Annotated in this window: 22 protein-coding genes; 5 read left to right on the top strand and 17 right to left on the bottom strand. The window is 70.9% G+C overall.

The genetic code is table 11. From position 1 onward, the window contains the following. Positions 1-425: 425 nt before the first annotated feature. Positions 426-1,220 carry a sulfite exporter TauE/SafE family protein gene (locus ACSVDD_RS16565; RefSeq protein ID WP_448190476.1) on the top strand — a complete coding sequence of 265 codons (795 nt, stop codon included), beginning with the start codon at positions 426-428 and terminating at the stop codon, positions 1,218-1,220. Between the two features lie 7 nt (positions 1,221-1,227). Here the strand turns inward: ACSVDD_RS16565 and ACSVDD_RS16560 are convergent, their stop codons facing one another. The 12 genes from ACSVDD_RS16560 to ACSVDD_RS16505 all read right to left on the bottom strand — a co-directional run bounded on the left by ACSVDD_RS16560 (position 1,228) and on the right by ACSVDD_RS16505 (position 11,241). Next, complete coding sequence (locus ACSVDD_RS16560; protein WP_448190475.1) at positions 1,228-1,356, bottom strand: hypothetical protein; 129 nt, start codon at positions 1,354-1,356, stop codon at positions 1,228-1,230. A gap of 129 nt (positions 1,357-1,485) precedes the next feature. Further along, positions 1,486-2,640, bottom strand: a complete 1,155-nt coding sequence (locus ACSVDD_RS16555; RefSeq protein ID WP_448190474.1) for a thiolase family protein — start codon at positions 2,638-2,640, stop codon at positions 1,486-1,488. Beyond that, on the bottom strand, positions 2,637-4,121 hold the full coding sequence (locus tag ACSVDD_RS16550) for an AMP-binding protein (protein ID WP_448190473.1): 1,485 nt from the start codon (positions 4,119-4,121) through the stop codon (positions 2,637-2,639). The genes ACSVDD_RS16555 and ACSVDD_RS16550 overlap by 4 nt, the downstream gene beginning before the upstream one ends. Then, positions 4,121-4,669, bottom strand: a complete 549-nt coding sequence (locus tag ACSVDD_RS16545) for a biotin transporter BioY (protein ID WP_448190472.1) — start codon at positions 4,667-4,669, stop codon at positions 4,121-4,123. The genes ACSVDD_RS16550 and ACSVDD_RS16545 overlap by 1 nt, the downstream gene beginning before the upstream one ends. Before the next feature lie 28 nt (positions 4,670-4,697). After that, positions 4,698-5,297: an energy-coupling factor transporter transmembrane component T family protein gene (locus tag ACSVDD_RS16540; RefSeq protein ID WP_448190471.1), complete on the bottom strand. Its 600-nt coding sequence runs from the start codon at positions 5,295-5,297 to the stop codon at positions 4,698-4,700. Next, on the bottom strand, positions 5,297-5,971 hold the full coding sequence (locus ACSVDD_RS16535; RefSeq protein ID WP_448190470.1) for an energy-coupling factor ABC transporter ATP-binding protein: 675 nt from the start codon (positions 5,969-5,971) through the stop codon (positions 5,297-5,299). Before ACSVDD_RS16535 ends, ACSVDD_RS16540 begins: the two co-directional genes overlap by 1 nt. Positions 5,972-5,984: 13 nt before the next feature. Next, positions 5,985-6,968 carry a zinc-dependent alcohol dehydrogenase family protein gene (locus ACSVDD_RS16530; RefSeq protein ID WP_448190469.1) on the bottom strand — a complete coding sequence of 328 codons (984 nt, stop codon included), beginning with the start codon at positions 6,966-6,968 and terminating at the stop codon, positions 5,985-5,987. A 72-nt stretch (positions 6,969-7,040) separates the two neighbouring features. Beyond that, on the bottom strand, positions 7,041-7,685 hold the full coding sequence (locus ACSVDD_RS16525; protein ID WP_448190468.1) for a carbonic anhydrase: 645 nt from the start codon (positions 7,683-7,685) through the stop codon (positions 7,041-7,043). Positions 7,686-7,889: 204 nt separating this feature from the next. Then, positions 7,890-8,984 carry a molybdenum ABC transporter ATP-binding protein gene (gene modC / locus ACSVDD_RS16520; RefSeq protein WP_448190467.1) on the bottom strand — a complete coding sequence of 365 codons (1,095 nt, stop codon included), beginning with the start codon at positions 8,982-8,984 and terminating at the stop codon, positions 7,890-7,892. 8 nt (positions 8,985-8,992) lie between these two features. Next, positions 8,993-9,661, bottom strand: a complete 669-nt coding sequence (gene modB, locus ACSVDD_RS16515) for a molybdate ABC transporter permease subunit (RefSeq protein ID WP_448190466.1) — start codon at positions 9,659-9,661, stop codon at positions 8,993-8,995. Between the two features lie 25 nt (positions 9,662-9,686). Continuing rightward, the gene (gene modA, locus ACSVDD_RS16510; RefSeq protein ID WP_448190465.1) at positions 9,687-10,433 is read right to left on the bottom strand and encodes a molybdate ABC transporter substrate-binding protein; all 747 of its coding nucleotides are present in this window, start codon (positions 10,431-10,433) and stop codon (positions 9,687-9,689) included. 16 nt (positions 10,434-10,449) lie between these two features. Then, positions 10,450-11,241, bottom strand: coding sequence for a TOBE domain-containing protein (locus ACSVDD_RS16505; RefSeq protein ID WP_448190464.1), 792 nt, complete (start codon positions 11,239-11,241; stop codon positions 10,450-10,452). Between the two features lie 343 nt (positions 11,242-11,584). Here ACSVDD_RS16505 and ACSVDD_RS16500 point away from each other — a divergent pair, with 343 nt between their 5' ends. From ACSVDD_RS16500 to hcrB, 4 genes are all read left to right on the top strand, one after another. Further along, entirely contained in the window at positions 11,585-11,791 is a 207-nt protein-coding gene (locus ACSVDD_RS16500) for a TOBE domain-containing protein (protein ID WP_448190463.1), read from the top strand. 329 nt (positions 11,792-12,120) lie between these two features. Next, on the top strand, positions 12,121-12,594 hold the full coding sequence (hcrC, locus tag ACSVDD_RS16495; RefSeq protein ID WP_448190462.1) for a 4-hydroxybenzoyl-CoA reductase subunit gamma: 474 nt from the start codon (positions 12,121-12,123) through the stop codon (positions 12,592-12,594). Next, positions 12,591-14,888, top strand: a complete 2,298-nt coding sequence (hcrA, locus tag ACSVDD_RS16490) for a 4-hydroxybenzoyl-CoA reductase subunit alpha (RefSeq protein ID WP_448190461.1) — start codon at positions 12,591-12,593, stop codon at positions 14,886-14,888. Before hcrC ends, hcrA begins: the two co-directional genes overlap by 4 nt. A gap of 4 nt (positions 14,889-14,892) precedes the next feature. Continuing rightward, positions 14,893-15,903: a 4-hydroxybenzoyl-CoA reductase subunit beta gene (gene hcrB / locus ACSVDD_RS16485; protein WP_448190460.1), complete on the top strand. Its 1,011-nt coding sequence runs from the start codon at positions 14,893-14,895 to the stop codon at positions 15,901-15,903. Here the strand turns inward: hcrB and ACSVDD_RS16480 are convergent. The 5 genes from ACSVDD_RS16480 to ACSVDD_RS16460 form a co-directional block, all read right to left on the bottom strand. Continuing rightward, positions 15,880-17,667, bottom strand: a complete 1,788-nt coding sequence (locus ACSVDD_RS16480) for a PTS fructose-like transporter subunit IIB (RefSeq protein WP_448190459.1) — start codon at positions 17,665-17,667, stop codon at positions 15,880-15,882. The genes hcrB and ACSVDD_RS16480 overlap by 24 nt on opposite strands. A gap of 17 nt (positions 17,668-17,684) precedes the next feature. Further along, on the bottom strand, positions 17,685-18,620 hold the full coding sequence (gene pfkB / locus ACSVDD_RS16475) for a 1-phosphofructokinase (RefSeq protein WP_448190458.1): 936 nt from the start codon (positions 18,618-18,620) through the stop codon (positions 17,685-17,687). After that, a complete protein-coding gene (ptsP, locus tag ACSVDD_RS16470; protein ID WP_448190457.1) occupies positions 18,617-21,118 on the bottom strand; it encodes a phosphoenolpyruvate--protein phosphotransferase in 2,502 nt (833 codons plus the stop codon). The genes pfkB and ptsP overlap by 4 nt, the downstream gene beginning before the upstream one ends. Positions 21,119-21,238: 120 nt before the next feature. Next, positions 21,239-21,499 carry a hypothetical protein gene (locus tag ACSVDD_RS16465; protein ID WP_448190456.1) on the bottom strand — a complete coding sequence of 87 codons (261 nt, stop codon included), beginning with the start codon at positions 21,497-21,499 and terminating at the stop codon, positions 21,239-21,241. 92 nt (positions 21,500-21,591) lie between these two features. Further along, the gene (locus tag ACSVDD_RS16460) at positions 21,592-24,522 is read right to left on the bottom strand and encodes a PAS domain S-box protein (protein WP_448190455.1); all 2,931 of its coding nucleotides are present in this window, start codon (positions 24,520-24,522) and stop codon (positions 21,592-21,594) included. Positions 24,523-24,885: the final 363 nt, after the last annotated feature.

Here is a 24,885-nt window from a genome sequence, read left to right as displayed (position 1 = left end):
GGGATGGTCTGAACCGGTCGAACAAAGGGATAAGGGCACACGCGATACCAGCCGACATTATCGAAGAGCAGGCACGCTATCCGGCCTTGACCCCGTAACCCCAATCAGAGAAGACTCTCAGTTTTTCGGGTTAACGGATCTCTGATTATGAGCCGAAAGGACTCCGGCCAGCGTGGAATTGTGCGGGCGCCGAATCTCACTTTATCGGTCGAACCACATGTCGTGTCAAGACTTTCTCTCGGCCGTATCATGCTGCCGGGTTGAACCGAAGGCGCTTGATGGAAGACATCAAGCGCCTTCGGTATTTAGCCGTCGTGCGGCCGGACCGGACGAAACTCACCGTTGCGCCTGGGCGTGATGTGCGCGACGCTCACGCTTCCCGCCAAGGGAAGCCGGATGACGCGACGCCAGGACTGTGAGGACGAGTGAGTTTCCTTGATTCCATCAACCCGCTCTATTCGGTGTCCGGATTCGTGGTCGGCGTGCTGGTCGGCCTGACCGGGGTGGGAGGCGGTTCGCTGATGACGCCGCTGCTCATGTTGGTGTTCGGCATCAATCCGGCGACGGCGGTGGGAACCGACCTGCTCTACGCGTCCATCACCAAGGCCGGCGGCACCGTGGTCCACAGCCTGAACGGCACCGTCGATTGGCCGGTCACCGCATGGCTGGCGGCCGGCAGCGTGCCGGCGACGGTGCTGACGCTGGCGATCCTCCATCAGTTCGGCATCAACGCGGAGGGCACGTCCCGGCTGGTTTCGGCCGTGCTCGGGGTGACGCTCGTCCTGACGGCCTTGTCGCTGCTCCTGCGCCGGACGATCCAGGACTACGCCCATCACCATCAGCAAAATCGCAGCCGGCGCCGCACGGCCGTCCTCACCGCGCTGGGCGGGGCCGTACTGGGCGTGCTGGTGTCGCTGTCGTCGATCGGTGCCGGCGCCATCGGCATCACCATGCTGCTGCTGCTGTACCCCAACCTTCCGACCGCCCGGATCGTCGGCTCCGACATCGCGCACGCGGTGTTGCTGACGCTGATCGCCGGCGTCGGTCACTGGATGCTGGGCTCGGTGAGCTGGCCGCTGCTGGTGTCTTTGCTGCTGGGGTCGCTGCCGGGCATTGGCATCGGCAGCCTCGCCTCGGCCCGCGTGCCGGACCGCGTGCTGCGCCCGATCCTCGCCACCACCCTGGCGGCCGTCGCCGGCAAGCTGCTGATCGCGATGTAACGGCCGGTCAGGCGCCGAGCGCGATGGTCACGGCCGCAGCCAGCGGTGCCGCGACGAGGAGTGCCAGCGCCACGATGCGCTCAAGGCGGCTCCAGGTGGCCCAATCGCGCTGAAGCGAGTGAAGGAACGGCTGCATGACGGTCTCGGCGGAAACGATGCTGCAATGCACTTTATTTAGTGTATTGGCCGCCGGGCGTGGCGTGAGATCGACCGCCTTGTTGCAATAACATCGGCACTGATGCCGGAAAGCCACACAGGAAGCCGACTACACCGCCTCGACCAGCGTCGCCAGCCCAATGCCGCCGCCGATACCGAGCGTGGCGAGGCCGCGCCGACCGGGGCGAAGGTCGCTGAACAGGCGCGTCACCAGGACGCCGCCGGACGCCCCGTAGGGATGGCCGAGCGCCAGCGCGCCGCCGCCGACGCTGACCCGCTCCTCGGGAATGCCGAGCGTGTCGAGGCAGGCCAGCACCTGGGCGGCGAAGGCCTCGTTGAACTCCACCAGATCGATTTGGTCCAGCGTGAGGTTCGGCTGGCGCGCCAGCAGGCGGCGGACGGCGGGGATCGGGCCGGTGCCCAGCAGGTTGGGATCGACGCCGGCGGCGGCCGAATCCAGCACAACCAAGCCGCGCGCCCCGCCCATAGCGGCGAATCGCCGTTCCGACACCAATGCGACCACCGCCGCCCCGTCGTTGACCGGGCAGGCATTGCCGGCGGTCACCGTGCCGCCGGGCACGAAGGCCGGGGCCAAGCGGGCCAGCTTGTCCAGATTGGTGTCGGGGCGCGGGCACTCGTCGCGCTCCACCACCAGGCCGTCCGGCAGCGTCAGCGGCCCGATCTCGCGGGTGAAGCGGCCGGCGGCCTGCGCCGCCACCGCCTTGCGATGGCTGGACAGCGCGAAGGCGTCCTGCCGCTCGCGGGTGATGCCGTAGGCGCGCGCGACGTTTTCCGCCGCCACACCCATCTCCGGGTCGCCGATGGCGTCGGGCGCGAAGGCCGCGCGGTCGAAGAAGGTGGGGGTGCTGTACAGGCTGGCCGGCTTGGCGACGCGCCAGGGGGCGGTGCTGGTGCTCTCCACCCCACCGGCCAGGAAGATTTCCCCGGCGCCGGACTCGATCAGCCGGGCGGCGAGGTTGATCGCCTCCAGCCCGGAGCCGCACTGGCGGTCCACGGTGACGCCCGGCACCTGCATCGGCAGTCCGGCGGCCAGCGCCGACAGCCGCGCCACGTTGCCGCCCGGCCCGACGGCGTTGCCCAGCAGGACGTCGTCCACCTCCGCCGGGTCCAGTCCGGCGTCGGCCAGCACGGCGCGGATGACTGGCGCCGCCAGCGCCGCGACGGGCAGATCCCGCAGGCTGCCGCCGATGCGGCCGATGGGCGTGCGGCGAGCGGCGACGATGACGGCGCGTTGGCGGCTCATGCGATCTCCTCGACGCGGGGGTCGCCGGACGCGGCCCAGGCGCGCAGCGTGGCGACGGCGATTTTGCCGCTGGAGGTCAACGGCAGTTCGGCGGCGGCGTAGAAATGGCGCGGGCACTTGTGCGCGTCGAGCCGGCCGCGGCACCAGACGCGCAGTTCCGCGGCGTCCAGGCGCCGCGCGCCGCGCCAGCGCAGCACGGCGCACACCTCGTGCCCCCAGTACGGGTCGGGGCGGCCGAAGACGTGCGCCTCCTCGATCTCCGGGGCGGCCTTCAGCGCCGCCTCGACCTCGGCCGGGTAGATGTTGAGGCCGCCGGAGATCAGCATGTCGCCCTCCCGCCCGATCAGGTGCAGGAAGCCGCGCTCGTCCAGCCAGCCGCGGTCGCCGACCGTGGCCCAACCGCCTTCAGCTATGCGGAAGCCGGCGCCGTCGTGCCCGCCCAGATAACCGGCGCTGAGCATGGCGCTGCGCACGTACACCAAGCCGGTCTCGCCGGGGGCCGCGGGGGCGCCATCGTCGCGGCGCAGCGACAGGTCCACGCCGCGGAACGGCCGGCCAACGGAGTCCGGCGGGCAGCCCTCGCGCGACGAGGCAAGGCTGACGAAGCTCAGCTCCGAGGCGCCGTAATATTCGAAGGTGTCGGCCGCGGGGAACACCGCCGCCACCTCGTCGCGCAGCGCCGGGGAGAGCTTGGAGCCGGCCGATACCACCCGCCGCACGTCGGGGAACCGCAGCGAGCGCGCCGCCGCCTCGCGCCCCAGCGCCACCAGCATGGTCGGTACCGCGACGATGGCGGTCAGTTGATGCTCCAGCAGCCGGTCGGCGGCGGCCGTGGCGTCGAAGGCGGGCAGCAGGTGGACACAGGCCCCGGCGGTCAACCCCTCCACCGCGCCGTACAGGCCCAGGCCGTGCACCAGCGGTCCGGGCACGAGGATGCGGTCGTCGGCGGTGACGCCGAACTCGGCCCAGCCTGCCTCTAGCGTGGCGCTCCACGAGCCCTGGTCGCGGGTGAAGGCTTTGGGGCGCCCGGTGGTGCCCGAGGTGAAGCCGATCAGGAACGGCCGGTCCGCCGGCACCGGTGCCGGCTGGGCGGGCGGGTGCGCCGCCTTCCACGCCGCGAAACCGTCCGTGGACACCAGGGGCACGCCGGCCGGCAGGGCTTGGCCGCCAAGCAGGGCCGGGTCGGCGAACAGCCGGTCGAGGGGCGTGTCCTCCAGCACGGATGCCCTCTGCGGCGCGCTCCATTTCGGGTCGAGCACGACGGCGACGCCGCCGGCCAGCACCGTGCCGAGGAACAGTTCCAGAAACGCCGGCCCGTTGCCCAGGAGCAAGCCGATGCGCTGCCCCGCCCCCACCCCCGCCGCCACCCGCTGCGCGCCATCGGCAAGGCTGCCGAAGCTCACCGGGGCGTCGCCGATCCACAGCGCCGGCCGGTCGGGCCGGCGTGCGGCGTGGGCGAGGAAGGGGGCGGCGAAGGACATCAGCGGACGGCCAGCGCTGGGTAGCCGCGCCGCACCGCGGCGGTGACGAAGGCGGCGATGCCGGCCTTGATCAGGTCGCCAGGGATGAAGGCGAGCGAGCCGCCGACCGCCTTCTCCACCGGCAGGCCGCCGACCAGCACCAGCCAGGGCACGCCCAGCAGATAGACGACGCCAATGCCGCCGATCACGCAGGCGATGAACAGCGACGGCACGCTGCCGCTGCGCGGCAGGCGTTCGGCCAGCCAGCCGATGACGGCGGCGCCCAGCGCGAAGCCGAGCACGAAGCCGCCGGTCGGCCCGAGGAAGACGCCGAATCCGCCGCGTCCGCCGGCCAGCAGCGGCAACCCGGCCGCAACCAGCAGCAGGAACAGCGTCAGCGCCAGCCCGCCGCGCCGGGCGCCCAGCATGGTGCCGGCCAGCATCACGCCCAGCGACTGCGCGGTGATCGGCACGGGAATGAACGCCAGGGGGATGGGCGGCAGCAGCCCCAGCGCCGCCACGACGGCGGCGAACAGGGCGCAATGGACGATGTCGCGGGTGTCCACCATGGGTGCTCTCACTGTTTCACGAAACATTTCATCGCGGGTCGTAGCCGCGAGCTTCCAGCGCCTCGGTCAGATGGTCGGCCATGCGCAACGTCTTCACCATGAGCGGTACCAGCAGCGCCAGCGCGCTGCGTTCCACCCCGCGGGCACGTTGCGCCATGCGGATCTCCTGCACCAGCCCCAGCAGCACCGGGATCAGCCGGATGGTCAGCGCCAGCATCAGGCTGAGCTTGCCGGCGTTTACGCCCAGCGGACGTAGCACGCCCAGCGCGCGTTCCAGCGTGTCGATCATGTCCGAGGCGCGCGTGGTCAGCGTCACCAGACTGGCCAGCAGAACCAGCAGGGTGAAGCGGCCGACCATCACCGCTCCGGTCTGCCAATCGACGAAGATCGCCTGCACGGCGAAGAACAGCGCCAGCACCGGCAACAGTGGGCGGAGCTGGTCGGTCACCGCGCCCAGCGGCAGCCGCGCCAGCGCGAACAGCGCCAGACAGGCCGCCAGCGCCGCGCCCAGCAAGGCGGGGTCGGAGACGAAGAACGCCGCCGTCGCCGTCGCCGCCAGCGCGACCAGCTTCCACCCCGCGGGCAGCGCGTGAAGCGGTGAATCGCGATGGATGTACAGGCCCAGCATCAGCCCATCCGCTCGACATAGGCGGCGAGCGCCGGGGAAGGGGCGTCGTCGGCCACCACCCGGCCCTCGTCCAGCACGATGACCCGGTCGGCCTCGGCGACGAGGTCGAGGTCGTGCGACACCAAAATGGCGGTCTCCGGCAAATCGCGGATCACCCGGCCGATGTGGCGGCGGTTGCGCAGGTCGAGCAGCGTCGTCGGCTCGTCGAAGACCACATAGGCGGGTTCCAGCACCAGCACGGACGCGATGGCCAGCAACTGCTTCTGGCCGCCGCTCAGCAGGTGCGCCGGCCATGTGCGGTGCCCGGTCAGGCCGAAGCGCGCCAGGGCCGCGTCGACGCGGCGGGTGATCTCGTCGCGCGGCAGGCGGAGGTTCTTCAGGCCGAAGGCGATGTCCTCCTCGACCGTCGGGTAGACGATCTGCATGTCGGGGTCCTGGAAGACGAAGCCGACCCGGCGCCGCACCGCCTTGCCGTCGCGGCGCGTGTCGATGCCGTCCACCAGCACCGTTCCCTCGCTCGGCACCAGCAAGCCGTTGAGCAGGCGCGCCAGCGTGCTCTTGCCCGAGCCGTTGCTGCCGACCACCGCGACGCGGCGCTCGGCCAGCGACAGGTCGATGCCGCGGAGCACCTCGCGCTCGCCGAACCGGTGCCGGACGTTCCGCAACTCGATCACCGGGCTCTCCTCCTCAACCGACCAGCAGAACCTTGCCGGTGCGCCCCGACGCCTCGGCGGCGCGCACGGCCGGGGCGATGTCGGCAAGGTCGTAGGTGGCCGCGACCGGCAGCGCAAGCCGGCCGTCGCTCACCCGGTCGATGACCGCGCCGAACGCGGCGCGCCACTCCCCGGCCGAGCAGCGGTCAACCCAGCGGCGCAGCCAGTAGTCGCGCACGCTCACCCCCCGGCGCGCGAGGTCCGCCGGGTCCGGGCGCAGCAGCGCTCCCGACAGCAGGCCGTAGGACAGCAGCACCCCGCCGGGGGCGAGGTGGTCGAGCAGCGCCGCACCATCCGCGCCGCCGATGGCGTCCAGGCCCGCCGCCGCCCCCTGCGCTGCGCCGAGGCGGGCGAGCACGGGGCCGAGCGGCTCGCGCGTCGTGTCCACCACGGCGGTGGCGCCGAGCGCCATAAGCTCTTGCGTGTAGACGCCACTGCGCACGATGCCGACCATGCGCACGTCCAGTTCGCGGCAGAGCTGGGCGGCGATGCGCCCGCAGGCGGAACCGGCGGCGTTGACCAGCAGGACGCTGCCCGGTGCCAGCCGCAATTCCTCCGTCAGCATCAGCCAGACGGCGATGGGATTGATGTAGAGCTGGGCGGCGGCCGTGTCGGGAACCGCATCCGGCACCGGCACCGCCCATTCGGCGGGCGCCGTCACCAGCGCCTGCCATGTGCCGGCACCGCGCAGCGGCAGCACGCGCCGGCCGACCAGTTCCACCGGCGCGCCGGGACCGGCGGCGAGCACCGTGCCGACCCCCTCCCAGCCCGGCGTGGCGGGCAGTGGCGTGTGCTTGGCGTAGGTGCCGCGGATGGTCAGCAGGTCCGAGGGGTTGATGGAGCGGGCGGTCATGCGCACCAGCAACTCGCCCGCGGCGGGCTGCGCGTCCGGTGTGTCGAGCAGCCGCAGCACCTCCGCCGGCTCGCCGAACCGGTCGTACTGTATGGCACGGGCCATGGCGGGACTCCTCCTTCGGAGCGCAGACTGATGCCTTGTCCGGGTGCGGCTCGTCAATCCGGGCGTGGCGCCTTACGCGGCGGTCGACTGCGTATCGGCGGCGCCGAGGGAGCGGAAGGTGCCGGTGGCGGGGTCGTGCAGTAGCAGGTCGGCGGCGCCGACGTCGAACAGGCAGCCGTGCAGCGCCAGGGTTCCGGCCGCAACCCGGTCGCAGATCCACGGGAACGTCATCAAATTGGCGAGCGACTGGCGGATGACCTCACGCTCGGCCGCCGCGCGCGCCTCGTCGGTGCCGGCCGTGCCGTCAGCCAGAACGCGGTCGCGCACGGACCCGGCGATGGACATCCACGAGCCGATGAAGTCGCCGTTGTCGGCGGCGCGCTCCAGCAGCGACCGCACGCCGCCGCACTGCGTGTGGCCCATGACGATGATCTCCCGCACGTCCAGTTGCCGGACGGCGAACTCCAGCGCGGCGCTGGTGCCGTGGTAGTCGGCGCTGGGCGCGTAGGGCGGCACGAGGTTGGCGACGTTGCGGATGACGAACAGGTCGCCCGGCGCCGCCGAGAAGATCAGCTGCGGATCGACCCGCGAGTCACAGCAGGCGATCACCGCCGTGCGCGGGCTCTGCCCGGCGAGGGAGAGCTGGCGATAACGCTCCTTGTGGTCCTGGAACGCCGTCGCGCGGAACGTCCGAAAGCCGTCGATGAGCGTGTGCATGGAGAAAACCTCGTCCGTCGAACTGAACTGGGCGGCTTGCGAAGGCCCTCGCAACGCGGTGCGCCCGTGCTTAAACGCATTATTCGCAACCTTCGCCAATTCGCAAGGGCCCGGCCCGAGAAATCATGTGAACTTGCGAGGGAATGCGCTGGGCGAGAGGTGGCTTTGCGAAGGTTGCGAATAAGGAGGAGGCAACGGGCCGGCTCAGGCGGCCGGCGCCTCCTGGTGAATCAGGGCGACGCCCTTGATCTGCACGAACACCGGCTGGTCCGGCGCCAAGCCGAGAAAATCCCAGGACTTGCGCGTGACACGGGCCAGCATGCGGGCGCCGCGTCCGTCCTCGCCGAGCGCCACCACAGCCATTACCTGGACGCCGTCCTGCGGTTCGGCGGCGGTCACGCGGCCGGGCAGGACGTTGAGGATCGTGCTGTCCAGCGGCGGATGGCGGGCCAGACTGACGTCGGATGCGGCGATGCGCACCCGGCGTCCCGCCCCCACCGGGCCGAGGTCGCCCGGCACCAGCAGCCGCCCGCCGGCCAGCGACAGCGCGGTCAGGCCGTAGGCCGGCTCGTGCCCCTCGACCAGCGCCGGCAGCGTCACGCCGGCCTCCGGCATGCGGGCGATGGGCAGCGTCGGGTCGGCCTGCAACTCCTGCATCGGTCCGGCGGCCTCCACCCGGCCGTCGCGCAGCAGCACCAGATGGTCGGCCAGCCGCTCGACCTCGGCGATGTCGTGGCTGACGTAGAGCACCGGCACCGACAGCGCGTCGTGCAGCCGTTCCAGGTAGGGTAGGATCTCGTCCTTGCTGAAGCGGTCCAGGGCGGCCAGCGGCTCGTCCATCAACAGCAGCTTGGGCTGCGACAGCAGCGCCCGCCCCACCGCGACGCGCTGGCGCTCGCCGCCCGAGAGGTGCTGCGGGTCGCGGTCGAACAGGCGGCCGAGGCCCAGCAGCTCGATCACCTCGTCGACGCGGATGGTCTCCGGCACGCCGCGCCCGACCGTGCGGCGGTGGCCGTAGAGCAGGTTGGCGCGCACGGACAGATGCGGAAACAGGCTCGCCTCCTGGAAGACGTAGCCCATCGGCCGCTGGTGCGTCGGCCGGAAACGGTCGCCGTCCTGCCAGATTTCGCCGTCCAGCACGAAGCAGCCATCCAGCTTCTGGAGCCCGGCGACGCAACGCAGCACCGTGGTCTTGCCGCACCCCGATGGGCCGAACAGCGCGGTGACGCCGCGCGCCGGCGCCTCGAACGCCACGTCGAGCGCGAAGGAACCGAGGGTGCCGCGAAAGCGCGCCTCCATGCCGCCCGTCACCGCTTCGCCCGCCCGATGCGCTTTTCCAGCATCATCATCACCAGGATCACGGTGAAGGAGAACGCCAGCATGCCGCCGGCCAGCAGATGCGCTTGCGCCCATTGCAGCGTCTCGACGTAATCAAGGATGGCCACCGAGAGCACGCGGGTCTTGCCGGGGATGTTGCCGCCGATCATCAGCACCACGCCGAACTCGCCCATGGTGTGGGCGAAGCCCAGCACCGCCCCGGTGAGGAAACCGCGTCGCGCCAGCGGCACGGCGACGGTGAAGAAAGTATCGAGCGGCGAGGCGCGCAACGTCGCCGCCGCCTCCAGCGGCCGGTCGCCGAACGCCTCGAAGGCGTTGCGGATCGGCTGCACCACGAAGGGCATGGAGTAGAGGACCGAACCGATCAGCAGCCCCTCGAACGTGAAGGCGAGCGAGCGCGCGCCCCACAGCGACGCCAGCCAGCCGCCCGGTCCGTTCGGCCCCAGCAGCATCAGCAGATAGAAGCCCAGCACGGTGGGCGGCAGCACCAGCGGCAGCGCCACCACGGTGGCCACCGCCTCCTTCCACCACGCACCGGACCGCGCCAGCCACCACGCCAGCGGCGTGCCGACGAGCAGCAGAATCGCCGTGGCGAGCGTCGCCAGTTGCAGGGTCAGCAGGATCGGCTGCCAGATCATCGGCCGGTCGTCCCTTTGGCGGGCGTCAGTTGGTCGCCGCCGTGCCGTAGCCGTACTTGGCGATCACCGCGCCGGCCTCCGGCCCCTTGAGGAAGGCGAGGAATGCCTTGGCGGCCTCGTCGGACGCCCCCTTCTTCAGCAGCACGGCGTCCTGGCGAATGGGGTCGTGCAGCAGATCCGGCACCGGCCAGCGCGACCCCTCGTTCTTTGCGATGACCTGCGAGAGCGCGACGAAGCCGACCTCGGCGTTGCCGGTTTCGACGAACTGGTAGGCTTGGGCGATGGTGTTGCCCTGCACCAGCTTCGGCTGGAGGGCGTCGTACACACCCAGCTTCTTCATCGCCTGCACGGCGGCGGCGCCGTAAGGGGCGACGGCCGGATTGGCGATGGCGACCTTCTCGAAAGCCGCTTTCCTCAACGTCTCCTCGCCGCCGACCTTGGCGGGGTCCTTGCTCCACAGCACGAGGCGCCCGATGGCGTAGGTGAAGCGGGAGGAGGTCTCCGCCAGCCCTTCCTCCACCGCCTTCTTCGGCGTCTCGTCGTCGGCCGCCAGCAGCACGGTGAAAGGCGCGTCCTGCTTGATCTGCGCATAGAACTGCCCGGTGGCGCCGAAGCTCAAGACCGCCGTGTGGCCGGTCTTCGCGGTGAACGCCTTGGCGATCTCCTTGGCCGGCTCGGTGAAGTTGGCGGCCACCGCGACGTTGGTCTCGGCGGCATCGGCCGCACCGACGGCGGACAGCAGCAGGACGGTGGCGAGCAGAAGCGTCTTCATTCTTGAACTCCTCTCTTCAATCGACGGCGAGGATGATGTGCGACGCGTCGATCAGCGCGCAGGCGGGCTGGCCGGCCGCAAAGCCCAATTCGTCGGCGCTGTGCAGGGTGATGATGGCGGTCAGCGTCTTGCCGCCGCCGATGTCGAGGGTGATTTCGGTGTTGACCGCGCCGTCCTCGCGCCGGGCAACGATGCCCTCGATGCGGTTTCGCACCGACGTCCGGCGCGCCTCGTCCACCGGCGCGAGGATGACGAAGGGAGCCTTGATCAGCGCCGTCGCCTCGCGTCCCGGAAACAGGCCCAGGTCGCGCACGCTGTCGCGGGTGATGACGGCGGTCAGCGTCGTGCCTTCGGACACGGCCAGCGCGACCTCGGTGTTCACCGCCCCGTCGGCGATGGCCGTGATGGTGCCGCGCAGCGCGTTGCGTGCACTGGTGCGCATGAAGAATCCCCACATCAGGTTGGCCGCGGACACGCCGGTGCCGGTCAGGTCCGGCTCCAGCGCGCCGAAGGCGCGCGCCAGTTCCCCCTCCAGCCGGTGGAACGTCTCGATCAGCCGCACGCCCTCCGGCGTGAGGGTGGCGCCGCCGCCGCGTTTCCCGCCGGTCTGCCCCGCCACCAGCGGGCGGCCGAACAGGTTGTTCATGGCGTCGATGGCATCCCAGGCCGCCTTGTAGGTGACGCCCATCGCCCGCGCCGCGGCGGAGATGCTACCCTCGCGCGCCACCGCCTCCAGCAGGCGGATGCGCTCCGCGCCCAGGGGCGACGCGTTGGGACCAGCGAAGGAAACCTGTGCACGAACGGACATGACCGGCCCTCGGTCAAGGTGATATGTATCACGACTATATAACGCGATTGACGGCGAGAGGGAACCCTGTATTCTCTCCATGAACGTGGTGTGGCACTGCCAATGCAAAGAAACGGTATCGGCAGGCCGGCGATGTGGGAGATGATCTGGGGTAATTGGCAATTATGGCGCGCCTATTTTTTACGCAGAATACCCTTTGAATCGTCTGAATGTGGAATGCATTGCGTGCTTGCTTTAAGAATTGAAGGTTGATCTGAGGATTTCGTTTGTGGGGTTCTGTCGATTGCCGCCTCACGCGGCGCTTGCCCTTTGCGGCGCCGTGCCATTCACAGGAGAATCCATCATGAAGCTCAGCGCTCGCAATCAGCTGAAGGGCACCGTCATCTCTGTCGACAAGGGACCGATTTCGGCCAAGGTGAAGATCGACGTGGGCGGCGGCAACACCATCACCTCGACGGTGACCACGGAGACCATCGAGGACCTGGGGCTTGCGAAAGGCGACAGCGTCGTCGCCATCATCAAGTCCTCCGAGGTCATCATCGGCAAGTGAGCCGATGAACCGGGGGCGCCGGGTCGGCAACGTGCAGCGGCGCGCCCCTGGGGCCGTACTTCTTCAGAAAACGGGGTGGAACCTTGCGGTTCCGCCCCGTCTCATTTCATAGCCGCAATCGCCGCCGCCTGAGTTCGGAGAAAGGACGCGCTGATCCTGGCGCTGCCGGCGCACGGCGCACGGCGCACGTACACCGGACCGGGAGCGCAATCGCCGAAAAACAGCATTCCAGCACCAAAATACCATTGCGCTTAACTGTACGTATGACCAACAATGTGTCCGACCGGAAGCGCCTCAGCCTTTGCCGGTCTGCTGAGGGAGGACAGCGCGTGGAATCGGTTCTCGGACTCACTCTCAACGGCCGCTCCAGGCAGGATCTGGTGGCTGACACCATGCTGCTCGTGGACTACCTGCGCGAGGTCGCCGGGCTGACCGGCACCAAGCAGGGCTGTGACGGCGGCGAATGCGGCGCCTGCACCGTTCTGGTCGACGACCGGCCGAGGCTCGCCTGCTCGACGCTGGCCCATCAGGTGGCCGGCCGCCGCGTCGAAACCATCGAGGGGCTGGCGCGCAATGGCCGCATGAGCCGCCTCCAGCAGACGTTCCACGAGAAGCTCGGGACCCAATGCGGCTTCTGTACGCCGGGGATGATCATGGCCGCCGAAGCCCTGCTGCGCCGTGACCCCGACCCTACGGCCGAGCGGATCCGCGAGGCGCTGGCCGGCAACCTGTGCCGCTGCACCGGATACGTGAAGATCGTCGAGTCGGTCCAGGCGGCCGTTGCGCCGGGAGGCATGGCATGACCGTCCTCACCCGACCCCAACGCATCGGCACGCCGACGCCGCTGGTCGACGGCATCGAGAAGGTCACCGGCCGCGCCAAGTACACCGCCGACCTGCCGGCGCAGGGCGCGCTGGCCGGGCGCATTCTGCGCAGTCCGATCCCGCACGCCCTCATCCGCGGTATCGACACCGCCGAGGCCGAGCGGCTGCCGGGCGTCGTCGCCGTCATTACCGGCGCCGACTGCGCCGTTCCCTTCGGCGTGCTGCCGATCGCCCAGAACGAGTACCCGCTCGCCCGCGACAGGGTGCGCTACCGGGGCGAGCCGGTGGTGGCGGTCGCCGCCATCGACGAGGAGACGGCGGTCCGGGCGCTGGCGCTGATCCGCCTCGACCTCGAGCCGCTGCCGGCCTACTTCGAGAGCGCCAAGGCGCGGGCTCCGGGCGCCGTCCCGCTGCACGACAACAGGCCCGGCAACGTCGAGCGCGAGGTGCACAACGAGTTCGGCGACGTCGCCGCCGGCTTCGCCGCCGCCGACCTCGTGTGCGAGCGCCGCTTCAGCTTTGCCGAGGTCAACCACGCGCACCTCGAGCTGAACGCCACGCTCGCCGAGTACGACCCCGAGCGTGGCTGGCTGACGCTGCATTCCACCACACAGGTGCCCTACTACGTACACCTGATCGTCGCCCAGTGCCTGGAAATGGACACCGCGCGCGTGCGCGTGATCAAGCCGTTCCTCGGCGGCGGCTTCGGCGCCCGCACCGAGGCGCTGGGCTTCGAGATCATCGCCGCCCTGCTGGCCCGCAAGGCGGGCGGCCAAGTGCGCCTGTTGCTCTCGCGCGAGGAGACGTTCCTCTGCCACCGCGGCCGGCCGCAGGCGGAGATAACCCTCAAGCTCGGCATGACCCGCGACGGGCGGCTCACCGCCTGTGCGGCCGAGTGCACGCAGCGAGGCGGCGCCTACGCCGGCTATGGCATCATCACCATCCTCTACGCCGGCGCGCTGCTGCACGGGCTCTACGATATTCCGGCGGTCAAGTACGACGGCTGGCGGGTCTACGCCAACCTGCCGCCGTGCGGGGCCATGCGCGGCCACGGCACGGTCGACATGCGCGCCGCCTTCGAGGCGCTGCTCGACGAGATGGCCGTCGAACTGGGGCTCGATCCCTTTGCGGTCCGCCGCGCCAACCTGCTGAGCGCGCCCACGACCACGGCGATGGCGCAGAAGGTCATGAGCTACGGCTTGCCCGAGTGCCTGGATCGGGTCGAGAAGGCGTCGGGGTGGAAGGAGCGCCGCAAGCGGATGCCGCCGGGGCGCGGGCTGGGTATGGCTTGCTCGCACTTCGTCTCCGGCACCTCGACGCCGAAGCACTGGACCGGCGAGCCGCACGCGGTGATCAACCTCAAGCTCGACTTCGATGGCAGCGTCACCATCCTGACCGGCGCATCGGATATCGGCCAGGGCTCGTCCACCATCGTCACCCAGGTGGTGGGCGAGGTTCTGGGCTGCGACTGGTCCCGGCTGCGCGTGGTCAGCACCGACAGCGCGCTGACGCCCAAGGACAACGGCAGCTACTCGTCGCGCGTCACCTTCATGGTCGGCAATGCCGCCATCCAGGCGGCGGAGAACCTCAAGACGATCCTGGTCGCCGCCGCCGCCCGCAGGCTCGACGTTCCGCCGGAGGAGGTCGAGTGCCTGGGCGAGTCCTTCCGCGTCGCCGGCCGGCAGGACCCCGGCCTGTCCTTCTCCGAGGTGGTGAAGCAGGCGCTGATCGATACCGGCACCATCACGGTGAAGGGCACCTTCACCTGCCCGAAGGAGTTCCAGGGCGACAAGGCGATCCGCGGCAGCGCCATCGGAGCGTCCATGGGATTCTCCTACGCCGCCGTGGTGGCGGAGGTCTCGGTGGATCCTGTCACGGCCAAGGTGAGCGTGCACAAGGTGTGGGTCGCCAGCGACGTCGGCCGGGCGCTCAACCCGCTGGCGGTAGAAGGACAGACCCAGGGGGCGGTGTGGATGGGCCTGGGGCAGGCGCTGTCGGAGGAGACACGCTGGGACGAGGGCCGCGGGCTCGCCGTCAACCTGCTCGACTACCGTATGCCGACCATGGCCGAGAGCCCGGACATCGAGGTGCACATCGTCGAGAGCATCGACCCCAACGGCCCGTTCGGGGCCAAGGAGGCCAGCGAGGGGCCGCTGGCCGGCAGCATCGCCGCGCTGATGAACGCCGTGCACGCCGCCGCAGGCGTGCGCGCCCGCGCCGTGCCGCTGACGCCGGACCGCGTTGCCGACCTGCTGGACGCCAAGGGAGAATGACGCCATGACGCTGATGCCTTCGTTCCGCCTGCACCGCCCGGCTTCCGTCGCCGACGCGCTGGCCTCGCTGGACGCGACGCCGGGCGGGCGGCCGCTGGGCGGCGGCACCGATCTGCTGCCCAACCTGCGCCGCGGCATGGGCGAGCCCGCGGCGCTGGTCGACCTGTCGTCAGTGGCCGGGCTCGACGGGCTGGAGGCCGGCGATGGCGGCCTGCGGCTCGGCGCCACCGCCAGCCTGGCGCGGATCGCCGAGGACTCACGGGTTCGCGAGGGCTGGCCGGCGCTGGCGCAGGCCGCGGAGTCGGTTGCCGGGCCGACCCATCGCGAGGCGGCGACGCTGGGCGGCAACCTGTGCCAGGAGACGCGCTGTGTGTTCATCAATCAGAGCGACTGGTGGCGCGCGGGCAACGGCTATTGCCTGAAGCTGCGGGGCGAGGTCTGCCACGTGGTCAAGAAAAGCGAGCGCTGTTACGCCGTGTACGCTGGCGACGTGGCGCCGGCGCTGATGGTGCTCGGCGCCGAGGTGGAGGTGCAGGGGACCGGGGGGGCGCGCCGCCTTCCGTTGGCCGACTTCTACCGCGAGGAGGGGCGCGCGCACCTGATGCTGCATCCGGGGGAGATCGTCACCGCCGTCCACGTGCCGCCGCCGGGCGGGTTCGTCGCCGGTTACGCCAAGGTGCGGATCCGCGACTCCGTCGATTTCCCGCTGGCCGGCGTCGCCATCGCGCTGCGTCGCGAGGGCGGCCGGTTGGCCGGATTGCGGGTGGCGCTGACCGGCGTCGCCTCGGCACCGGTTGCCGTAGCTGGCCTCGACGGCCTGGAGGGGCAATCCTGGTCGCAGAGTGCGGCGACCACTCTCGCCGAGGCCGTCCGCAAAGCGTGCAACGCTGTCAAAACCACCGTCGTGACGCCGAAGTACCGCCGCCGCGTCGCCGCCGCCTCGGCTGTCCGGCTGGCTGAAGCGCTGTGGGAATCCGGCGGCACCGGTCATTCAATCCCCGGCGCCGCTGGGTGAGGGTGCGGTGCCGGCGGAGGTCGGCAGGCCCGTCACGTCGACCGGCCGCTTCAGCGCGATCAGCGCCAGCGTCGTCACCACGGTGCCGGCGAGGATCGCCAGCACATAGGGGCCGAGCGGCGCCACCGCGTTGGGGATGGCCAGCACGAACACGCCGCCGTGCGGCGCGCGCAACGCGCAGCCGAACCACATCGACACCGCCCCGGCCGTCGCCGACCCGGCGATGCACGCCGGAATGACGCGCAGCGGGTCCTTGGCGGCGAACGGGATCGCCCCTTCGGTGATGAAGGCGAGGCCGAGCACGCCGGCGGCCTTGCCCGCCTCCTGCTCCTGCAGGGTGAAGCGGTTCTTCGCCAGCATGGTGGCGAGCGCCAGCCCGAGCGGCGGCGTCATGCCCGCCGCCATCACCGCGGCCATGGGCGTGAAGGTGTTGGAGGCCAGCAGGCCGACCGCGAAGGTGTACGCCGCCTTGTTGACCGGCCCGCCCATGTCGAGCGCCATCATGCCGCCGAGCAGCAGGCCGAGCGCCACGGCGTTGGCCCCGGTCATGCCTTGCAGGAAGGAGGTCAGCCCCGCCATGATCGCGGCGACCGGCGTGCCGATCACGTAGATCATCATCAGCCCGACCACCAGCGTGGCGAGCAGCGGGATGACCAGCACCGGCTTCAGCCCCTCCAGGTTGACCGGCAGCTTGATGGTGTCGCGCAGCCAGCGCGCCACGTAGCCGGCGAGGAACCCGGCGACGATGCCGCCCAGGAAGCCGGCGCCGATCTTCGCCGCCAGCATGCCGCCGATGAATCCGGGTGCCAGCCCCGGCCGGTCGGAGATCGAATAGGCGATGTAGCCGGCCAGCACCGGCACCATCAGCCCGAAGGCCGCCTCGCCGCCGATCTGCATCAGCACGGCGGGCAGCGTACCCTTCTCCTTGAACGCCTCGATGCCGAAGACGAAGGACAGCGCGATGATCAGCCCGCCGGCCACCACGAACGGCAGCATGAACGAGACACCGGTCAGCAGGTGCTTGTAGGGGCCGGACTGCGCTTCCTTCTGCTGCGTCTTGGCCTGCGCGACGGTGTCGGCGTAGCCGGGGGCGGCGGCGGGCAGCGCCAGCGCGTCGGTGACGACGCGGTCCGGGTGCTTCAGCGCGTCGCCCACCGAGGTCTTCAGCACGCGCTTGCCGGCGAAACGCTCGGTGGTGACGTGGGTGTCGGCGCCGATGATGACGGCGTCGGCCTCGGCTATCTCCTCAGGGGTCAGGGCGTTCTTGGCGCCGACCGAGCCCTGCGTCTCGACCTTGATCCGGTAACCCTTGGCCTGCGCCGCCTGCTTCAGCGCCTCGGCGGCCATGAAGGTGTGGGCGATGCCGGTCGGGCAGGCGGTGATGGCGACCAGCAGCCCGCCGGACGGCGGGGCCGGGGGAGGGGGAGCCGCTGGTGCCGGGGCTGGCTGGGCGATTGCCGGGGCGTGGGCCACCGCCTCGTCCAGGACGTGGCCGGTCTCGCGGATGGCGCGGGCGGTGGAGGTGCGCAGGATCGGCTTGCCGGCGAAGCGGGATTCGTCCACGGCGATGTCGGCGGCCACGATGACCGCGTCCGCCGCCCCGATGGCCGCGTCGCCGAGCCGGGTGCCGACGCCCTCGGCGCCCTGCGTCTCGATCTCGATGGTGTGGCCCTTGAGCGCGGCGGTGCGGCGCAACGCCTCGGCCGCCATGATGGTGTGGGCGATCCCGGTCGGGCAAGCGGTCACAGCCACGAGCCTAGCCATATCGAACCTCCTTGCCCTCAAAGGGCCTCGACGGTCACGGCGTCCATCAACTCGGCGATGCGGTCAGGCGGCGGCAGTTCCGGGCCGAGGCGCGCCAGCGTCCCGGCCGCGAAGGCCGTGCCACGGCGCGCGCAGGAATCCAGATCGCCGCCCTCCAGCCGGGCGGCCAGCACTCCAGCCACCATGGCGTCGCCGGCCCCCACGGTGCTGGCGACTGTCACCCGAGGCGGCACCGCCAGCAGGGCGCGGTCACCCTCGACGAACACGGCGCCCTCGGCGCCCAGCGACACGACGACCAAAGCGATGCCCGATCCGGCCAGTTCCTGCGCGGCACCGACCACATCGGCGCGGTTGCCGAGCGGGCGGCCGAGCAGTTCGGACAGCTCGTGCGCGTTGGGCTTCACCATGTCTGGCCGCGCGGCGACGGCGTGGCGCAACGGCGCTCCGCTGGCGTCCACCACGACGAAGCTCCGGTGCCGGCGCAGGCGCGGGATCATGTCGGCGTACGCGGTCTCCGGCACCCCCGCCGGCACGCTGCCGGCCAGCACGACGGTGCCGTTGGAGGCCGCAAGAGTGTCCAGCGCCGCCAGCAGGCCGTGCCAGGACTCCGCCCGGATCTGGGGCCCATGCAGGTTGATGTCGGTGACCGAGCCGCCCTCGCGGTCGACCACCTTGACGTTGACCCGGCTGGCGCCGGGCACCCGCAGGCAACGGTCGGTGATGTGGCGGCGGCGGAACAGCGCCTCGAACACGCCCGTGTTGTCCTCGCCGAGGAAGCCGGTGACGGTTACCGGCACCGGCCCGCCGGAGAGGAAGGCGGCGACGTTGATGCCCTTGCCCCCGGCGGTGCGCGTCTCGGCCACCGCGCGGTTGACCGCGCCGGCCGTGAAGCCCGGCACGTCCAGGGTCTGGTCCACCGCGGCGTTCAGCGTGACGGTGAGGACTCCGCTCATGCCGCACCTCCGGGGAAATGGTCCCGCACCAGAGCGCGCACCTCGGCCGCGTCGGCGCAGTCCAGCGCCTGGGCCGCGACGCGTTCGGCGTCGGCCAGGGAGATGCCGCGCAGGCGCGCCTTGACCGAGGGCACGCTGGGGATGGCGACGCTCAGTTCGGTCAGGCCGAGGCCGGACAGCAGCACCGCCCCCGCCGGGTCACCGGCGATGCCGCCGCAAGCACCCACCCAGATGCCGGCCGCCCGCGCGCCGGCCACCGTGCGCTCGATCATGCGCAGGACGGCCGGATGCAGCCCGTCGGCCTGCGGCGCCAGCACCGGGTGGAGGCGGTCCATCGCCAGCACGTACTGCGTCAGGTCGTTGGTGCCGATGGAGAAGAACGCCACCTCGCGCGCCAAGCGGTCGGCCATCATCACGGCCGAGGGCACCTCGATCATGATGCCGATCTCGACCGGATCGACGCCGACCTCGCGCCGCACCTCCTCGGTGATGGCCTTGGCCTTGGTGAGTTCGGCGGGGGCGGCGATCATCGGGTACATGATGCGCACCGGCCCCTCGGCAGACGCACGCAGCATGGCGCGCAGCTGCGTGCGGAACAAATCCTCGCGCTCGAAGCACAGGCGGATGCCGCGCACGCCGAGGAACGGGTTGCCCTCCGCCGGCAGGTGCAGGTAGGGGACGTTCTTGTCGCCGCCGATGTCCAGCGTGCGCAGGATGATCGGCAGGCCGTTCATCGCCCGCACCATGGTGCGGTAGGCCTCGAACTGCTCGTCCTCGTTGGGCGGGAACTCGCGTTGCAGGAAGAGGAACTCGGTGCGCATCAGGCCGATCCCCTCGGCGCCGGCCTCCACCGCCGTGGCCGCCTCCTTGGGGTCGGAGATGTTGGCGGCCACCTCGACGCGCTTGCTATCGGTGGTGATCGCCGGCTTGTAGCGGTCGAGCCGTTCGGCCTCGCGCCGGGCGCCCACCGCCACGCGGGCGGCGGCGGCGCGGGTGCGGTCGCGGTCGGAGGGGCCGGCCACCAGCACGCCGTCGTCGCCGTTGAGGATCACCTCCTGGCCGTTCTCCAGGTCCAGCACCGATGGCCCAGCCGCCACCACCGCCGGAATGTCGAGCGAGCGCGCGATGATCGCCGTGTGCGAGGTGGCCCCGCCACCCGCCGTGCACAGCCCCAGCACCATGGCCGGGTCGAGCTTGGCGGTGTCGGAGGGCTCCAGATCCTCGGCCAGCAGGATCACGGGATGGTCGGGCAGGGCGGCCACGCTCTCGGTCGCGTCGGCCAGCAGGCGCAGCACCCGGCGGCCGACGTCGCGCAAATCGGCGGCGCGGCCGGCCAGCAGGGCGTCGGTGAGCTGGGCCAGCATGCCGGCCCGGTCCTCGTAGACCTCGCGCCACGCCCAGCCGGCGCTGGCGCCCTGGTCGATGCGGGCGTGGGCGTCGGCGGCCATCTCCGGGTCGTCGAGCAGCTCCAGGTGCGCCTTGAAGATGGCGGCCTTGGCGGCGCCGGCCTTCTTCCAGAACTCCTCGTGCAGGTTGCGCAGGTCGGCGGCGGCGCTGGCCAGCGCCTGATCGAGGCGGCGGTGCTGCACGGCCGGGTCGGGCGCGGTCCGGGCGACGGTCAGCTCCTCGCGCTGGAACTTCCAGGCGGTTCCGGTGGACACCCCCGGCGAGGCGGAAATCCCGGCGATCACCTTGCCGTCGTAGTCCAGGTCGGCCGGCGGTGCGGCGCGCGCCGGGGCGGGCGGGGGCGGCGTCTCGGAAACGGTCGGCTCGTCGAGCCCAGCGTCGAAGGCGGCGCGGATGGCGGCCAGCGCGGCGTCGGCGTCGTCGCCGGCCGCGGTGATGGTCAGCGGCTGCCCGCCCGACACGCCGAGGCGCAGCAGCGATACCAAGCTCTTGGCGTTGCCCACGCCGCCGTCATGCCGGACCGCGATCTCCGCGCGGAAACGCTTCGCCACCTCGACCAGCGCCGTCGCCGGGCGGGCGTGCAGGCCGTGCGGCACCGGGGCTGCGACCGCGATGGACGGGCCGGCAACCGGTGCGGCGGGCTCCGGTCCGGCTTCCACCGTCGCGGTGCCGTTCAGCACCGCCATGACGTCGCCGGGGTTGCCGGTGACGCCCAGCCGCGCGGCCTCGGCCGGGTTGCCGAGCACGCCGGTCAGCCGTTGCAGCACGGCGATGTGCTCGTCGGACTTGGCGGCGATGCCGACCACGATGCGGGCCGGCTCGCCGGTCCCCCAGTCCACGCCGTTCGGGAACTGCACGACCACGACGCCGGTTTGGCGCACCAGATCGCGGGCCTGGGGCAGGCCGTGCGGGATGGCGATGCCGCTGCCGAGATAGGTGCCGGCGATGGCCTCGCGGCCCAGCATGCTGTCGATGTAGCCGGGCTCGATCAGGCCGCTGTCGACCATGGCGCGGCCGGCGATGCGGATCGCCTCGGTCTTGTCCGCCGCCGAGAGCCCAAGGCGCACCTGCGTCTCGGATACCTGGAGCATCGGCCGTCCTCCCCCCACGGAGACCCTTTTGCCAATCGTGCTCCGCGCAGGGGGGAGCGGCAAGGGCTCTCATGGAGAGGTTCAACGCCACATGACCGATGGCGTTCCTGGGTGCAGGAGTCAGCCGGCGTTGCGGTGCAGGTGGACGATTTTGCTCTCGTCGTCGTCCTCGCCGGTGGTGTCGGCGACCCGGCGGACCTTTTTCAACTGGATGACGTAGCGCTCGGCGCCGTTCTCCATCACGGCGATGGCGGTCGGGCCGTTCGACCACTGGCTCGGCACCAGGTGGAACTCCTTGATCGTCGCCGTGCCGACGGTCAGCTCCGCCAGATCCAGAACGACGTCGCCGACGCAAAACCCCAGGTAACCTTCGATCTTCATCAACACTCGATCCGTTGTGGGCGCCGGGGATGCGGCGCCCCTCACTGTCCATATTGGGTGCACTAGGCACCTCTTCCCGCTTTTTCTCAAGCTCACTCTGCTGCCCGCAACTGCCGCTCCAGCGCGGCGACGAGCTGGCGGGGCGTGACGGGCTTGTGGATCAGGCCGAAGCCGTGGCGGGCGGCGTCGCGTTGCGCCTCCGGGCCGATCTCGCCGGTCAGGATCATGCCGGGCACGTCGGTGCCGTAAAGGCGGCGCAAGGTCAGGATCGCCTCGGTGCCGATGCGGCCCTGGCGCAGGCGGTAGTCGGCGACGATCACGTCCGGCACCCGCGAGGCGGCTTGCAAGCGCTCGACCATGGTGTCGGTGGAGGGGGCGATCAGCACCTCGTACCCCCATTCCTCCAGCATGCTCTTGAGGCCCATCAGCACGATGGCGTCGTCGTCCACCACCACCGCGAAGCGCCCGGCACCGGAGTCCGGCTCGTCGACCTCGGACGTTGCCGCGGCTGCGGGCAGGGAAACGGGGTCCGCCGCGACCAGCGGCACCGTCACCGTGAACACCGAGCCCCGGCCGGCCGCCGAGCGCAGATCCACCTTGTGCCCCAAGAGCTCCCCCAACCGCTTGACGATGGCGAGGCCGAGGCCGAGGCCCTGCGCGCGGTCGCGTTCCGGGTTGCCGACCTGATGGAACTCCTCCCAGATCAGGCTGACGTGGTCCTGCGGGATGCCGATGCCGGTGTCCTCCACGGCGATCAGCAGCGTGTCGCCGTGCGGCTGGCAGGTGATGGCGATGCCGCCCTTCTCGGTGTAGCGCAGCGCGTTCTCGATCAGGTTGCGCAGCATGCGGCCGAGCAGGTTGCGGTCGGAGCGCACCCGCATCGGGCAGGTGGACACCCGCCAGCCCAGCCCCTTGCCGGCGGCGATCGGCGCGTAGGCGGAGCCGAGATGGTCGAGCAGGTCGGTCAGCGGGAACTCCTGCACCTGCGGCTGCACGATGCCGGCGTCCAGGCGGGAGACGTCCAGCAGGCTTTCCAAAAGATCCTTCAGCGCGTCCAGGCCGCGTTGCAGGTGCAGCAGCTTGTCCCGGCCGCGCTCGGTGGACAGGTCGGAGCGCAGCGCCTCGGCGAAGAAGAACAGGCTTTGCAGCGGCTGGCGTAGGTCGTGCGCGGCGGCGGCGAGGAACTTGGACTTGGCGAGGTTGGCGCGCTCGGCCTCCTCCTTGGCGGCGGCGAGGTCGTCCTCCATCGCCTTGCGCAAGGTGATGTCGCGGCCCACCGCCTGGACCTCGGCGAAGCTGCCGGACTCGTCGACGATGCCGTAGCCGTCCCAGGTGTACCAGCGCGGCCCGTCCACGGTGAGCAACAGGTTCTCCACCGTGGCGCGGCGTTCCGGCGGCAGCAGGGCGCAGGCGATCGCTTCCACGGTGGCGGCGATGGTGTCGGGGTGCACGAAGCGGTGCCAAGGCTGGCCGGTGACCTCCTCGCGCGTCAGGCCGAGGACGCGGGCGGCCGTGTCGTTCACGAAGGTGAGGGAGCCGTCCGCGCTGCTCAGGCGCAGCACGATGTCGGACTGCCGCTCGACCAGACCGCGGTAGCGGCTCTCGCTGACGCGCAGCGCCTCCTCCGCGGCGAGCTGCTCGGTCACGTCGGTGTTGGTGCCGAACCACAGGACGTCGCCCTGCGCGTCCCGCACCGGCAACGCCCGCGACAGGAACCAGCGGTACTGCCCGTCCTTGCGGCGCATGGGGAAGGTGTCTTCCCAGGGCTCGCCGGTTTCCCACGAGCGCTGGAAGCGCGCCACCACCCGCTCCAGGTGGTCGGGGTGGTGGATGGAGCGCCAGCCCCAGCCCTCCATCTCCTCGAAGGTCGTGCCGGTGAAGTCGTACCAGCGCTGATTGAACCAGAAGATCCCGCGGTCCGGCCGCGCCATCCAGGCGAGCTGCGGGATGCCGTCGGCCATGATGCGGAAGCGCTGCTCCTGCTGGGCCAGGGCGTCGGCCATCTCGTCAAAGGCGCGGCCCAGCGCCCCCAGTTCGTCGCGTCGGTCGTGCAGACCGGTGCGGGCGGTCAGGTCGCCGTGCGTCCAGCGCTCGACGGCCCCGGCCAGGGCGCCCACCGGGCGCAGCAGGAAGCGCCGTGCCACGATCCAGGCGCATAGCAGCGCCAGCCCCCACCCCGCGGCGATGAGCAGGAGCCCGCGCACCGTCGCCCGATCCACGTCCGCGAACGCCGCCGCCCGGCTCATGCCGACGGTGATGGACAGCCCGACCGGTTCGGTCCCCAGCGGCAGGTAGCTGATCACCCGGTCGTCGCCGTCGATGCCCGGCATCTCCACCGTGCCCGGCCGGGGGGCGGTGAGCAGGGCCATGAAATGCGGCGGCACCGGCTTGCCGACCCAGCGCTCGCCGTCCGGCTCGCGGGCGAGGACGGTGCCGTTGCGGTCGGCGACGGCGAAGGCCATGCCCGGCGGCAGCGGCTTGGCGACCAGATAGCGGCCCAGCCAGTCCAGGTCGAGCGCCGCGCCGACCACGCCGATCACGGTGCCATCGGGGTCGTGGATGGGGGTGGAGATGTGCAGGCTGGGGCGCCCGCTCTGCCGGCCGACCACGTACTCGCCGATGGCGAACCCATCGTTCTCCACCGCCAGCCGGAACCACGCCCGGTCGGCGACGCTGAGGCGGTGCCCCGGCGCGCCGGCGCACCGGCCCTGGCCGCGGATGTCCGCGGCGTCGATCAGGACATAGTGCGGGAACTGGGCGCGCAGGCGCTCCATCAGGTCGTGGCAGGCGTCCTCGTCGAAGTCGCGGACGGAACTGACCTGGGACAGCGCGGCCACCAACTGGCGGGCACCGTCGAGGATGCGGGCGAGATCGCTCGCCAGCAGTTCGGCGTGGCGGGTGGTGTCGTCGCGAGCTTCGGCGAGACGGGAACGCCGCAGGTCGATCTCATTGTTCGCCTGGATCGCGATGGCCGGAAGCAAGGCCACGGAGACAAGCACGGTCAGGCGGGCGAACAGCGTCATGGAGTCATGCGGCGAACGGTCTCAGCGCAGCGGCTGCCCTTTCCTGAAGGCTGTTCCGGTGGCCGCGTAGGTGGTTCCTGCACCGGACCTTTCAAGGCAGCCACCCCCTTTGCGCGCCCATGAACGAAAAAGGCGGGCCGAAGCCCGCCTTTCCGTGCGAATCCCTGTCCGGCATGAAACGCCGTGTTTCATCCGGGACCGCCGGTGTTGCATTCGGGCTTCGGCGGCAATTCCTGGGTTTTGTGGAAGGTCAAGGGCTTGGTCGAGCCTGACGGCGGCGGATGAAACGCTATGCAACACTATGAAACACGATTCGATGGAGTGTTGCATCCGTTCCGCGTCGGCCGAGCCAAAGCGCTGACA

The organism is Azospirillum terrae, from assembly GCF_053470425.1.
This window is presented reverse-complemented; position numbering and strand designations above follow the sequence as displayed.